The organism is Pseudomonas fluorescens (assembly GCF_001307155.1).
GTDB lineage: Bacteria > Pseudomonadota > Gammaproteobacteria > Pseudomonadales > Pseudomonadaceae > Aquipseudomonas > Aquipseudomonas helvetica.
The window spans coordinates 1,312,738-1,325,071 of record NZ_CP012830.1 but is presented as its reverse complement, the minus strand read 5'-3'; the positions used below and the strand labels follow the sequence as shown (position 1 = coordinate 1,325,071).

Here is a 12,334-nt window from a genome sequence, read left to right as displayed (position 1 = left end):
CCTTCTAGTTGTTATGGTCAGGCTTTGTTGCAGGTCGACAGCTTATTCAATTGGCACGCGTTTGTGAGCCTCAAACGTTACTATCAGTGAACTTTTCGTAATACAGCTGCACGTTTTCGAGGGTTTGATCCTGCAACCAGCGCTTGATCGACTCGACCATCGGCGGTGGCCCGCAGACGTACATGTCGACTGCGGCATCGCGCAGTTCGCAGGCATCGAAATGCTCGGCGATGTAGCCGCGTTTTCCCTCCCAGCCCGGTGACGGGTCGCTGACCACCGGCGTGTAGCGAAACCCTGGAATGCGGTGAGCATAGGCACTGAACCGTTCGCCTTCGCACAGATCGGCCGCGTCCCGTACACCGTAGTACAAATGCACAGGCTGCTCGCAACCGCGCGCGACGATTTCGTCGAGCATCCCCAGCAGCGCGGACAGTCCGGTGCCGCCGGCCACCAGAATCAGCGGCCGGGCGATGTGGCGAAGATAAAACGCGCCCAACGGTGCCTCCAGAGCGATTTCATCGCCGACCTGGCAGCGCTCACGAATGTAATTGCTCATCACCCCGTCGGGTAACAGGCGAATCAGAAATTGCAGCTGATTGCTGCTACTTGGGCGGTTGGCGAAGGAGTAGGAGCGCTTGCTCATGGTCCCTGGAATCAACAGGCGCGCATATTGCCCCGGCAGGAAATCCAGTGGCTGGGTGGCCGCCCCCAAATCCAGATGGAGGATCGCGGTGCTGGTCGAGACCTGACGCACATGCGTGACCGTACCGCTGAGCTGTTCAGGCCCCGCGGCATTGCACAGGCTGGAAGCAAAGTCGAAATAAAACGCGGCGTCGGACTTCACTCGGGTCTGACAAGTCAGCATTTTGCGTTGTTGCAGGTCGAGGCTGGAAAGGGCTTCCTCATCCACATAATCCTGGCTGTAGTCACCGGATTCGCAGCGGCCCTGACAGGTTCCGCAGACACCCTCGCGGCAATCCAGCGGAATATTGATGCCGTTGCGCAGGGCGGCATCGAGCAATATTTCGTTGGCCTGCACGGGAAAAAACAGTGTTTTGCCGTCGGCAAAACTGAACGCGACCTTGTGGTTCATGCCCCGGTCTCCATAGCTTCAGAGGTGGTAGAAATCGAGCACCGAGTTGATGGTGTCGTTGAGCAGCAACACGTGTTTGCGGGTAATCAGCCAGCTGTCTGCGTGAGGCTTGAGGCGATAGGTCGCGTCCCCGTAGAACTGCTCGGAGGTGGCCAGGCGATAAAACAAGGTGTGCCAGTTCAGCCGCACCTCCAGCTCACCGGCTTCGAGTTCGCTGATCCGCACGTTGTTGATCAGGTGCAGGGTGCGCGGCATCGGCGTGGCCGAGGCAGCCTTGCCGGTGTGCAGGCGGAATACACGGTCTTCCAGGCCCGAGCGATTGGCGTAGTAGATCAACGACATTTCGCGCTTGGGGTCACGGGTATAGACGTGTTCGGAGTCCCATTGCGGCAGGTGAAACTCACTCTGCTCGTCGAAGAGCTGGATGTAGGCGTCCCAGTCCTTGGCGTCGCAGAGTTCGGATTTACGGTAGAAAAACTGCTCGATCTGATACTGCAATTGCGGATTCATATTCACACCTCACGTAGCTTCAGGGATTTCGCGTCCAGGCCGTCGAGCAAGAACTTCTGCCAGTTGCTGTGCTGGTTGACGTAAAGCCCTTCGTGGGTGAATTCGGTGCCGGTCATGGCCGGTGCAATGCCGATCGCCTCGCTGTTGGGCGTGGCGCCGGTTGCCCACTGGTGGCTGCCGCGCGAGATATCGCTCCAGCGTTCCAGTCGTGCCTGGAAACCGCGCTGGGCTTCGCGAAACTCCACCAGGTCATCCGGGGTGCCGAGTCCGGACACGTTGAAGAAATCTTCGAACTGGCGAATCCGGTTTTCCCGATCCGCGTCCGACTCGTTTTTCACACCCAGGCACTGGCTGATGATCTCGGTCTTGTTCCAGGCCACCGGACGGATGATCCGTAGCTGCGAGCTGATTTGATCGAGGAAAAACAGGCTGGGGTAGATGTTCAGGTTGCGCAGCCGATGCATCATCCATTCGGCTTTTTCCTGGCCGTGTTCCTCGATCAGGCGCGGCATGATCGTCGCGTAGCCGGAACGCACCGTCGGGTTGGGCATGTCACTGAACAGCACGCTGTGACCGTTGTTGAAGGCGAACCAGCCGTCGTCGGTATTGGCATCGCCGGCCCCCAGCTTGCTGTAGTCGAGCGTGCCACTGGCGCGGGTGCCATTCTTGCTGTCGACCTGCTGGCGGTGTTGCACCGTGGCCACGTAGTTATAGTGGACCGTGCTGACGTGATAGCCGTCCAGACCGTTCTCGTTCTGAAGTTTCCAGTTGCCGTCGTAGGTGTAGGCCGACTTGCCGGGCAGCACTTCCAGCTCACCGGTGGGCGATTGGGCGACCATCATGTCGAAGAACACTTTGGCATCGCCGAGGAAGTCTTCGAGGCTGTTATCGCCGTGAACGTCCAGGCTGATGAAGACGAAGCCCTTGTAGCTCTGGATGCGGGCCTTTTTCAGCCCGCGTGTGGCTTTGTCGAAGCCTTCCGGGTATTCGCCGGGGGCCTTGACCTTGACCAGGCGTCCGTCGCTTTTGTAGCACCAGGCGTGGAACGGGCAGGTAAACGTCGATTGGTTGCCTTTGCCGACGCGGGTCAATGTGGTGCCGCGATGCTGGCAAGCGTTGATCAGCGCGTTGAGTTGGCCGTCACCGTCACGGGTGATGATCATCGGCTGGCGACCGGCGCGCATCGTGATGAAGTCGTGGTTGTTGGCCAGCTCGCTTTCGTGACAGGCGTAGATCCAGTTCTTCTCGAAGATCAGCTCCATCTCCAGATCGAACAGTTGCGGCTCGGTAAAGATATCCCGAGCGATGCGGAATACGCCTTCTGCCGGACGGAAGTCCAGGCAGCCTTCAATGAACGCTTTCCACTGCTCGACGTTTTTTTCGCCACTCATGGGTGTGCACCTTTTTTATTCAGGTCAATCGGTGCGCCCATTAGAGAGAGTGGGGCGGGCAGGGGTCTATCCGGTTTGTCGACGAAGGCAGTCCACAAAGTTCGGCGGCCGCTGGCTGCACTGCCCCTGTGGCGAGGGAGCTTGCTCCCGCTGGGTTGCGAAGCAGCCCTAAAGTCGGCAATTGCAATTTTTCAGATAGGACGCATCCGAAGGTTTTACGACTGCTGCGCCCGAGCGCGGACCGGTCGGCGGGAGCAAGTGCCTCTCACTGCGATCTTTGCGGGTAACACCCGCGTGTATCAAGGTGGGCAGCTAATACTCAAGACCCTGCACCATTCGATGAACGGCCGCCCCTGTTTGCAGCATTGAGGTACTGTCTTGGGCAGCCTTGAGCGTTGTTCGAGGGTGAGCCCCGGCTCCGGAACTGCCGCGTTATCCACTTAGTCGATGATTGCTATCCGCTGGGTTGGCGCAGGCGTTCAGTGGTCTGGAACTTGCTCGGCTCAAGTCAGAGGTGCGCCGTCAGAGCGTGCGAGAAAAATATTGCCGTGGGTGCGCCGTGATGAGTAGCAAAGCCGATCCGCAGTTTCGCGATATTCGTATCGATCACTATGACCTTGAGGGCGCGCGGACCTGGATGTCAGGGATCTGCGGGCCGCACCGTCTCGAAACCGCGACGCCCGAACGTATCCGTTTTCATCACACGGCCAATGTGTTCAAGTCGATGGCCACGACCCTGGGCACTATCGAATACGGCACTGACGTGACCGTCGATATCGAAGACGCCGAGCATTTCAGCAGCTACAGCCTCAGCCTGCCTTTGGTCGGTGAGCAGGAGCTGAGCAAGAACGGCACGCTGCTCAAATCCAATCGCGATCAGGGCGTGATCATCTCCCCGAATGAAAACCAGATGCTGGCGATCTCCGGTGACTGCCGCAAGGTCCAGGTGGTGATCACTCGGGCGGCCATGAGCGAATCCCTTGAAGAGATGTTGCAGCGCCCGCTGGATGCGCCGCTGCGCTTTGAATCAGTGATGGATGCGGTGGACGGTGCGTCGGCCTCGTGGTGGCGCATGGCGCGGTATTTCATCGGCGAACTCGAGCGCAGCAGCGCACTGTTTGAGCAGGTCGTCTTCACGCGGGACATCGAAAGCTCGTTGATCAAAGGCCTGATCCTCGCCCAGCCGAACAATTACTCCGATGAGCTGCGGGACGTGTTGGGTGTGAAGTTGCCGCATTACCTGATCAGGGCCAAACAGTACATTCACGACAACGCTCGCGAAGCCGTGCACCTGGAAGACATCGAAGCGGCGGCCGGGGTTTCGCGGTTCAAGTTGTTCGAGGCCTTCAGGAAGTACTTCGCCCTGTCGCCGATGGCTTATCTGAAAAAATACCGCTTGAATGCGGTGCGCCAGGACATTCTTGAACAGGGGCTGGCGCGCAATATCTCGGAGATTGCCATGGGCTGGGGGTTCACCCACATGGGGCGTTTTTCCGCCGAGTACCGCAAGTTGTTCGACGAAGCCCCGAGCGCCACCTTGCAGCGCAACGAGGCCCGGCGCATGCGCGGGCTTTGACGCAGAGGCAGTCAATAAGGCTTATTTGCGGGCGACCAGATCCAGTAGATCGTCGCGTTCCTTGATTTTCTGCAGGACGATTTCCGAGCGAATATCGGTGACACCCGCGGTGCGATTGAGCTTGTTGACGATGAAATCCGAGAAGTGTTTCAGGTTGCGCGCCTGAACCCGCAGCACATAGTTGCTGGCGCCGGTAATCACGTACGCGGTGGCGACTTCCGGCCACTCTTGCACCTTCTTGATAAAGGTCTCGTGCCAGTCCTCGACGTCCTGTCGCAACGACACATGGACGATGGCTTCCAGCTCGATGCCCAGCCGTTCGGCGTTCAGCACCGCGCGATAGCCGGTGATGATTCCCTCGCTTTCCAGCAGCCGCAAACGCCGCAGGCAGGCCGACGGCGACAGCGCAACTTTCTCCGCCAATTCCTGATTGCTGATACGCCCGTCCTGCTGCAAGTAATGCAGGATTCGCAGGTCTGTCGAGTCGAGGGTCATGGTTTGAATAAATCCGCGATTTTTGGAGTTGGATTCGAATTATCTTCGAGACAACTACTATATGACCATCCACTTTGCACGAAAATTCTCCAAGGCTTCGTTCATTATTTGCTCATTGTGCCGGCGCAAAAATGCTGAAAACACGGCGGCATGTCATCTAGAGAACAGGACCGACCATGATCACAAGAAACGATTGCCTGGCGCTTGATGCGCAAGACCCTTTGGCTCATTTGCGTCACCAGTTTGCGCTTCCCGAAGGCGTGATTTACCTCGACGGCAACTCCCTTGGCGCGCGTCCGGTTGCGGCGCTTGAGCGTGCTCAGGCGGTCATCGCCGAGGAGTGGGGCAATGGCTTGATCCGCAGCTGGAACAGCGCGGGATGGCGCGACCTGCCGGAACGTCTGGGCAATCGCCTGGCCGGGCTGATTGGTGCCGGTGAGGGCGAAGTGGTGGTCACCGACACCACCTCGATCAACCTGTTCAAAGTCCTCGGTGCGGCCTTGCGTGTGCAGGCGATGCGGGCACCGACGCGGCGGGTGATTGTCAGTGAGTCGAGTAACTTTCCGACCGATTTGTACATCGCCGAAGGGCTGATGGATTTGCTCCAGCAGGGCTATAGCTTGCGTCTGGTCGACAGCCCGGAAGAACTGGCGCAGGCGATTGACCAGGACACCGCAGTGGTCATGCTCACCCACGTCAACTACAAAACCGGCTACATGCACGACATGCAGGCCGTGACGGCGTTGATCCACGAATGCGGCGCGCTGGCGATCTGGGACCTGGCGCATTCCGCCGGTGCGGTTCCGGTCGATTTGCGTCAGGCGGGCGCGGACTACGCCATCGGTTGCACCTACAAGTACCTCAATGGCGGCCCCGGCTCGCAAGCGTTTGTCTGGGTTGCGCCGCAGCTGTGCGATCTGGTCACGCAGCCGTTGTCCGGCTGGTTCGGTCACTCCCGACAGTTCGACATGGCCTCAGGCTACGAGCCGAGCAGCGGTATCGCTCGCTACTTGTGCGGCACTCAACCGATCACCTCATTGGCCATGGTCGAGTGCGGCCTGGAGATTTTCGCCCAGACCGACATGCCCAGCCTGCGCCGCAAATCCCTGGCGCTGACTGACCTGTTTATCCAGCTGGTGGAGCAGCGCTGCGCCGCTCACGATTTGAAACTTATCACCCCGCGCGAACACGCCAGGCGTGGCAGCCATGTCAGCTTCGAACACCCGCAAGGCTACGCGGTGATACAGGCCTTGATCGCCCAAGGTGTGATCGGTGATTACCGCGAGCCGCGGATCATGCGCTTCGGTTTCACCCCGCTGTACACCAGCTTCACCGAGGTCTTTGATGCGGTGCAGATTCTTGGCGAGATTCTCGATCAGCAAACCTGGTCGCAAGCGCAGTTCCAGGTACGCCACAGCGTCACCTGATCCCAGCACTGTCCGTGGCGAGGGAGCTTGCTCCCGCTTGAGTGCGCAGCACTCACAAAATCGATACTCACTGCGAAGATTTTTGGGCCGCTACGCAGCCCAGCGGGAGCAAGCTCCCTCGCCACAGGGTTTAGTTCGACCGTGTGACCCGGTTTATCCAAACGATGTGCTCTCTAAAAAAACACAATATTCAGAGGACAGAGAAATGACCGACACCCTCGGTTTTGAAACCATCTCCAACCGTGAGCACGGCCTCAGGCGCCAGCTCACCTCGGGACAGATGAGCATGATCGCCATCGGCGGTGCGATAGGCACCGGCCTGTTCATGGGCAGCGCCTATGCCATCGGCTATGCCGGGCCGAGCGTGCTGCTCAGCTATGCGATTGGCGCGGTCATCACGCTGCTGTTGATGGGCTGTCTGGCGGAAATGACCGTGGCCCATTCGACCTCGGGTTCGTTCGGCGCGTATGCCGAGTTCTATATCAGCCCGCTGGCCGGGTTTCTGGTGCGCTACGCCTATTGGGCGGCGATTGTGTTGGCGGTCGGCACGGAAGTGACGGCGGTGGCGATGTACATGAAGTACTGGTTCGCCAACGTGCCTGAGTGGATCTGGATCGTCTCGTTCTCAAGCATTCTGATCGTGCTCAACGCCATCAGCGTGAAGACCTTCGGCACCTTTGAGTATTGGTTCTCGACCATCAAGATCGGCGCGATTGTCGGTTTCATCATTCTCGCGGTGTATGTGGTGTTCGGCTCGGGCAACCCGGAGTACGGCGTGCATCACTACACCAGCCACGGCGGGTTTTTCCCCAATGGTTTGCAAGGGATGTGGGTGGCGGTGATCGTGTCGATATTCAGCTACCTGAGCGTGGAAATGATCGCGGTGGCAGCCGGTGAAGCCGAGGATCCGGAGCGGGCGGTGAAGAAAGCCTTTCGCGCGACCATCGTGCGGCTGGTGGTGTTTTACCTGCTGACCCTGGCCCTGATGCTGGCGATTGTGCCGTGGGTTCAGGCGGGTCATGCGCAGAGCCCGTTCGTCACGGTCATGCAAACCATCGGCATTCCCGGCGCCACCGGGGTGATGAATTTCGTGATTCTGATTGCCGCGTTGTCGGCGATGAACAGTCAGCTCTACATCACCACGCGGATGATGTTCAGCCTGTCCCGTGGCGGTTACGCCCCCAAGGCGATGGGCGCGTTGAGCAAGAGCGGCATCCCGCTCAACGCCTTGCTGCTGTCGAGCTCGGGCATTGCGCTGGCGACGCTGTTGAACGTGATGTACCCGGAAAGCTCCTTCACCTTGATGATGGCGATTTCCATGTTCGGCGCGATCTTCACCTGGTTCATGATCTTCCTCACGCACTACTGTTTCCGTCGCTATCACCAGCGTCACGGCGAGCGGAAGCTGTCGTTCCGCATGCGCCTGTTCCCTTACACCACGCTGTTGGGGCTGGTGCTGATGGGCGCGGTGATGATCACCACCTACTTCACCGAGGCGTTCAAAATGACCTTGGTATTTGGAGTCCCGTTCCTGTTGATCCTGTCTTTGGTCTACGGGGTGTTCTTCAGAAAAACCAGGGCATTGGCCGGCACACTGGACAACGCCCCGGCCCCGTAGGAGCAAGGCTTGCCCGCGATGGCGACCGCAAAATCGCCATCGCGGGCAAGCCTTGCTCCTACAAGTTTGTGTCAGCGGTTTCGGATAACGCCTCAAGCAGGGCTTTGGCGTAACGGGGCAGGGCGTCGAACGAGCGTGCGCACAGCAGTAGTTTTCGCTGGGCCCATGGCTCGTTCAGCGCGAGATGTTTGAATGCTTGCCCACGGGCCCAGCGTTCGACCGCCGCCAGCGGCACAATCGCCAGCCCGGCGCCATGGGCGACCATGCGAATAACCCCGTCAAAACCCTCGGCGCGAATGCGGATCTGCATGCGCAGTCCGGCATGCAGCGCCTGTTCTTCCAGATAGATCGCCAACGCGCTGTTGGCACTGAGCCCGACGTAATCGTGAGACAAGGTCTGGCTGAAGTTCGGTGCTTCCCCTTCAGCCAATGGATGATCGCTCGGCATGATCAGCACCAGCGGATCATCGCGGAATGCTCGGGTGTCGAGGTCATGGGTGTCCACCGCATCGGAAACGATACCAAGGTCCGCCGCGCCCTGACGTAAGGCATGGGTGATGCGCAGGCTCGGCAGTTCTTGCAGGTCGATGTCGAGGTTGGGGTGCTCTCGCAGAAAGTCCGCCAGCAACTCGGGCAGGTATTCAGTGATCGCGGTGGTGTTGCACAACAACCGCACCTGACCTTTGACGCCTTTGGCGTATTCCGCCAGATCCTGTTGCATGCGTTCGGCCTGTCGCAGCAATACCCGGGCATGTTGCGCCAGTGCCTTGCCGGCCGGGGTAGGGCTGATGCCGCGACGCCCACGCTCGAAAAATGCTGTACCCAGCGAAGCTTCCATCGCACGGATTCGCGCACTTGCCGCCGCCAGTGACAGGTGGCTGCTGGTTGCGCCAGCGGTGATGTTGCCGGCGTCGAGGATCTTCAGGTAGAGCTTGAGGTCGATCAGGTCGAAGTGCATGGGCGTTTCCAAGGCTCTGTTAAAACAAGAGGCAGGCTCAGTATATGGCAGATTTTCAGGGCCCTTCGAAAGGCCCAGGATAACGCCATGAATACTCCTCTCGCGTTCTATCAAAACCTCGGTCTGGCCTTGTCTTTATTGGTGATTGTCACCTTTCTGATGGCCGGGATGATCAAAGGCGTGATCGGCCTTGGGCTGCCGACCGTTGCCATGGGCTTGCTTGGTCTGGCTATGGCTCCGGCACAGGCTGCGGCATTGCTGATCATTCCGGCGACGCTGACTAACGTCTGGCAACTGGCGTTCGGTGGGCATTTGCGTCCGTTGATCAAACGGCTGTGGCCCATGCTGCTGGCGATATTTGTCGGTACCGGTGCGGGTACGTTGTGGGTGGGGATTGGAAGCGGGGAGTGGGTGGTGCGAGGACTTGGGGCGGCGCTATTGCTCTATGCCTTGAGCGGATTGTTTCTGCCCACCTTGCGGGTCAGTAGTAAAACCGAAGGCTGGCTCGGCCCGCTCAGTGGTGCGCTGACTGGCATCATCACCTCGGCCACCGGCGTCTTTGTGATTCCGACGGTGCCGTATCTGCAAGCGCTGGGGTTGAACAAGGATCAACTGGTGCAGGCGTTGGGCCTGGCGTTCACCGTGTCGACCCTGGCACTCGCTGCCGGCTTGATGTGGCGCGGGGCGCTCGGCGACGGCGAATTGAGTGCTTCACTGCTCGCCCTGATCCCGGCGCTGCTCGGCATGCTGCTGGGGCAATGGTTGCGAGAGCGGATCAGCGCCGTGTTGTTCAAGCGGGTGTTCTTCGTCGGCCTTGGAATACTCGGCGGCCATCTGCTGATCAGCGGCTAGCCGATGATGGACTGAGCATGTCGATGCGGCGGATATCGAAATCGCGTTCCAGGTAATCCATGCGGTTCTCGAAAAACTGCTGCATGTGCGGCAGGTTCGAGTGCACGTCCAGATGGGCCCGGGATTGCCAGATCTCGTAGAAGATAAACAGCGTCGGGTCTTGCTGGTCGCGCAGCATGTGGTACTCGATGCAGCCAGGTTCGGCGCGACTGGGTTCGACGTAAGCGCGGAACAGGGCCTCGAAGGCGTCGGCTTTTTCGGGGCGGGTTTTGGCGTGCAGGATGAAACCGTGTTGCTCGCTCATGCAGAATTCCTCAAGTCAGGGTTGAGAAAATTCTATGGCAACAATCAGCTGGTGATTCGTGCGTTTCGGTCAAATGTATTTTGCCGGCTTCGGGCTTATTCATGGGAAGGGTCATCGATACTCTGCCGCCATCAAATTTAAAACTTTTCGATCCCGCGACTTATCCACAGCGCGGCGCATCGGACCCTGATGAGGCTTCCCATGAAAAAAGTTCTATTGCTCAACGGTGGCAAGAAATTCGCCCACTCCGATGGTCGCTACAACGCTACCCTGCACGAAGCTGCCTTGAGCGTGCTGGATCGCGGCGGTGTCGACGTGAAAGTGACCCACATCGACGAGGGCTACGACGTCGCTGAAGAAGTCGCCAAGTTCCTCTGGGCCGACGTGATCATTTACCAGATGCCGGGCTGGTGGATGGGCGCGCCATGGATCGTGAAAAAGTACATCGACGAAGTCTTCACCGAAGGCCACGGCAGCCTCTACGCCAGCGACGGCCGGACCCGCTCCGATGCTTCGCAGAAATACGGCAGTGGCGGCCTGGTGCAGGGCAAGCAGTACATGCTGTCGCTGACCTGGAACGCACCGCAGCAAGCGTTCGACGACCCGAGCGACTTCTTCGAAGCCAAGGGCGTGGATGCGGTGTACTTCCCGTTCCACAAGGCCAACACCTTCCTCGGCATGAGTGGCCTGCCGACCTTCCTGTGTGTCGACGTGATGAAGCGGCCGAACATTGAAGCCGACGTCGCGCGCTACGAACAGCACCTCAAGCAAGTGTTCAACTTGCCGGCGTAACCTGCGTTATGTCTCGCATCCGGCTACTATCGAACACCTGAGCAGTGGCACGTTTTTACTTGTGGCGAGGGGGCTTGTCGGAACGCCGCACCGCCCCGTTGGAGCGCGAAGCGGTCCTGACATCAGTCACCGTGTATTTTCAGACTAAGTGCGGGCAGTGAGTTTACGACTGCTGCGCAGCCGAACGGGGGCGAGCCCCCTCGCCACAAGGAATGCCTGACTCCCGCCACAAGGCGCATTCGATAGGAAGGACATACGTGAAAGCCAGATCCGATGAGTTGCAGATTTTCGTCTGCGTGATCGAGTGCGGTTCGATTTCTGCGGCGGCCGAACAGGTCGGGCAAACGCCTTCGGCGGTCAGCCGCACGCTGTCGCGTCTGGAGGCCAAGCTCGACACCACGTTGATCAACCGCACCACGCGGCGCATGGACCTGACCGAGGAGGGCAAGTACTTCTTCGAACAGGCCAAGCTGATTCTCGACCAGATGGACGAGCTCGAAGAGCGTCTGTCCTCGCGTCACAAGACACCTTCCGGACGGCTGCGGATCAACGCGGCGTCGCCGTTCATGCTGCATGCCATCGTGCCCTACATCGATGAGTTTCGCCGTCTGTACCCGGACATCCAGCTGGAACTCAACAGCAACGACCTGATCATCGACCTGCTGGAGCAAAGCACCGACATTGCGATCCGCATCGGAGCGTTGGCGGATTCGACCCTGCATGCGCGTTCGCTGGGGGGCAGCCCGCTGCACATCCTCGCCAGCCCCGCGTACCTGGAAAAACACGGCACGCCGACCACGGTTGCCGAATTGGCCGGCCACTCGCTGCTGGGTTTCACCCAGACCGAAAGCCTCAATCATTGGCCGCTGCGTCATGTGCACGGCGACCGCTGGCAGATTCAGCCGAGCCTCAGCGCCTCCAGCGGTGAAACCCTGCGTCAGCTGGCGCTGGAGGGGCAGGGCATTGTGTGCCTGTCGCATTTCATGACCATCAATGACATCAAGGCCGGACGGCTGAAATTGCTGCTGGCGCAGGCCAACAGTGGCTATCGCCAGCCGATCAATGCGGTGTACTACCGCAACTCGCAACTGGCGTTGCGGATTCAATGCTTCCTGGACTTCATCCAGGGCAAGCTGGCGAGTTACGCGAACGAGGTGTTTGAAGGCTGATCCTTGCCATCACCAGCAGCCGTCGGTGTTCTCGTTCTGCCCCATGAAAATACTCACCGCGCATTTTCATTAATCACGACATGGCATGTCTGTGAGCGACATTTCTTGTCTCTTCACGAAAATTACTTTCATCAGGTTTGAAAGCGGCT

Annotated in this window: 12 protein-coding genes; 6 read left to right on the top strand and 6 right to left on the bottom strand. The window is 59.1% G+C overall.

Going from position 1 to position 12,334, the window contains the following annotated elements; genetic code table 11:
* Nucleotides 1-70: 70 nt before the first annotated feature.
* The 3 genes from antC to antA are packed head-to-tail and all read right to left on the bottom strand — an operon-like array spanning nucleotide 71 to nucleotide 2,994.
* The gene (gene antC, locus AO353_RS05960; protein ID WP_054594123.1) at nucleotides 71-1,093 is read right to left on the bottom strand and encodes an anthranilate 1,2-dioxygenase electron transfer component AntC; all 1,023 of its coding nucleotides are present in this window, start codon (nucleotides 1,091-1,093) and stop codon (nucleotides 71-73) included.
* 18 nt (nucleotides 1,094-1,111) lie between these two features.
* Nucleotides 1,112-1,603, bottom strand: a complete 492-nt coding sequence (antB, locus tag AO353_RS05955; RefSeq protein ID WP_054594122.1) for an anthranilate 1,2-dioxygenase small subunit — start codon at nucleotides 1,601-1,603, stop codon at nucleotides 1,112-1,114.
* A 2-nt stretch (nucleotides 1,604-1,605) separates the two neighbouring features.
* Nucleotides 1,606-2,994, bottom strand: coding sequence for an anthranilate 1,2-dioxygenase large subunit (antA, locus tag AO353_RS05950; protein WP_054594121.1), 1,389 nt, complete (start codon nucleotides 2,992-2,994; stop codon nucleotides 1,606-1,608).
* A 562-nt stretch (nucleotides 2,995-3,556) separates the two neighbouring features.
* On the opposite strand from antA, the gene AO353_RS05945 reads away from it, so the two are divergent.
* A complete protein-coding gene (locus AO353_RS05945; RefSeq protein WP_054594120.1) occupies nucleotides 3,557-4,570 on the top strand; it encodes an AraC family transcriptional regulator in 1,014 nt (337 codons plus the stop codon).
* Between the two features lie 21 nt (nucleotides 4,571-4,591).
* Here AO353_RS05945 and AO353_RS05940 read toward each other — a convergent pair whose 3' ends face one another.
* The gene (locus tag AO353_RS05940) at nucleotides 4,592-5,065 is read right to left on the bottom strand and encodes an Lrp/AsnC family transcriptional regulator (RefSeq protein ID WP_054594119.1); all 474 of its coding nucleotides are present in this window, start codon (nucleotides 5,063-5,065) and stop codon (nucleotides 4,592-4,594) included.
* A gap of 176 nt (nucleotides 5,066-5,241) precedes the next feature.
* Between AO353_RS05940 and kynU the strand changes: the two genes are divergently transcribed.
* Both kynU and AO353_RS05930 read left to right on the top strand, forming a co-directional pair.
* Entirely contained in the window at nucleotides 5,242-6,492 is a 1,251-nt protein-coding gene (gene kynU, locus AO353_RS05935) for a kynureninase (RefSeq protein WP_054594118.1), read from the top strand.
* Nucleotides 6,493-6,697: 205 nt separating this feature from the next.
* Nucleotides 6,698-8,110: an amino acid permease gene (locus AO353_RS05930; RefSeq protein ID WP_054594117.1), complete on the top strand. Its 1,413-nt coding sequence runs from the start codon at nucleotides 6,698-6,700 to the stop codon at nucleotides 8,108-8,110.
* 58 nt (nucleotides 8,111-8,168) lie between these two features.
* Here AO353_RS05930 and AO353_RS05925 read toward each other — a convergent pair whose 3' ends face one another.
* The gene (locus tag AO353_RS05925; RefSeq protein WP_054594116.1) at nucleotides 8,169-9,068 is read right to left on the bottom strand and encodes a LysR substrate-binding domain-containing protein; all 900 of its coding nucleotides are present in this window, start codon (nucleotides 9,066-9,068) and stop codon (nucleotides 8,169-8,171) included.
* An 87-nt stretch (nucleotides 9,069-9,155) separates the two neighbouring features.
* Between AO353_RS05925 and AO353_RS05920 the strand changes: the two genes are divergently transcribed.
* Complete coding sequence (locus AO353_RS05920; RefSeq protein ID WP_054594115.1) at nucleotides 9,156-9,920, top strand: sulfite exporter TauE/SafE family protein; 765 nt, start codon at nucleotides 9,156-9,158, stop codon at nucleotides 9,918-9,920.
* Here AO353_RS05920 and AO353_RS05915 read toward each other — a convergent pair.
* Complete coding sequence (locus AO353_RS05915; RefSeq protein ID WP_019691724.1) at nucleotides 9,910-10,224, bottom strand: putative quinol monooxygenase; 315 nt, start codon at nucleotides 10,222-10,224, stop codon at nucleotides 9,910-9,912. The two genes, AO353_RS05920 and AO353_RS05915, sit on opposite strands and share 11 nt — an antisense overlap.
* Before the next feature lie 201 nt (nucleotides 10,225-10,425).
* On the opposite strand from AO353_RS05915, the gene AO353_RS05910 reads away from it, so the two are divergent.
* Together AO353_RS05910 and AO353_RS05905 are read left to right on the top strand one after the other, a co-directional pair.
* On the top strand, nucleotides 10,426-11,016 hold the full coding sequence (locus tag AO353_RS05910; protein WP_054594114.1) for an NAD(P)H-dependent oxidoreductase: 591 nt from the start codon (nucleotides 10,426-10,428) through the stop codon (nucleotides 11,014-11,016).
* A gap of 257 nt (nucleotides 11,017-11,273) precedes the next feature.
* Nucleotides 11,274-12,185 carry a LysR family transcriptional regulator gene (locus AO353_RS05905; protein ID WP_054594113.1) on the top strand — a complete coding sequence of 304 codons (912 nt, stop codon included), beginning with the start codon at nucleotides 11,274-11,276 and terminating at the stop codon, nucleotides 12,183-12,185.
* Nucleotides 12,186-12,334 lie beyond the last annotated feature (149 nt).

Bases quoted from the DNA above. Each gene is read 5' to 3' on its own strand.
- antC (WP_054594123.1), bottom strand. From the start codon at position 1,093: ATGAACCACAAGGTCGCGTTCAGTTTTGCCGACGGCAAAACACTGTTT.
- antB (WP_054594122.1), bottom strand. From the start codon at position 1,603: ATGAATCCGCAATTGCAGTATCAGATCGAGCAGTTTTTCTACCGTAAA.
- antA (WP_054594121.1), bottom strand. From the start codon at position 2,994: ATGAGTGGCGAAAAAAACGTCGAGCAGTGGAAAGCGTTCATTGAAGGC.
- AO353_RS05945 (WP_054594120.1), top strand. From the start codon at position 3,557: ATGAGTAGCAAAGCCGATCCGCAGTTTCGCGATATTCGTATCGATCAC.
- AO353_RS05940 (WP_054594119.1), bottom strand. From the start codon at position 5,065: ATGACCCTCGACTCGACAGACCTGCGAATCCTGCATTACTTGCAGCAG.
- kynU (WP_054594118.1), top strand. From the start codon at position 5,242: ATGATCACAAGAAACGATTGCCTGGCGCTTGATGCGCAAGACCCTTTG.
- AO353_RS05930 (WP_054594117.1), top strand. From the start codon at position 6,698: ATGACCGACACCCTCGGTTTTGAAACCATCTCCAACCGTGAGCACGGC.
- AO353_RS05925 (WP_054594116.1), bottom strand. From the start codon at position 9,068: ATGCACTTCGACCTGATCGACCTCAAGCTCTACCTGAAGATCCTCGAC.
- AO353_RS05920 (WP_054594115.1), top strand. From the start codon at position 9,156: ATGAATACTCCTCTCGCGTTCTATCAAAACCTCGGTCTGGCCTTGTCT.
- AO353_RS05915 (WP_019691724.1), bottom strand. From the start codon at position 10,224: ATGAGCGAGCAACACGGTTTCATCCTGCACGCCAAAACCCGCCCCGAA.
- AO353_RS05910 (WP_054594114.1), top strand. From the start codon at position 10,426: ATGAAAAAAGTTCTATTGCTCAACGGTGGCAAGAAATTCGCCCACTCC.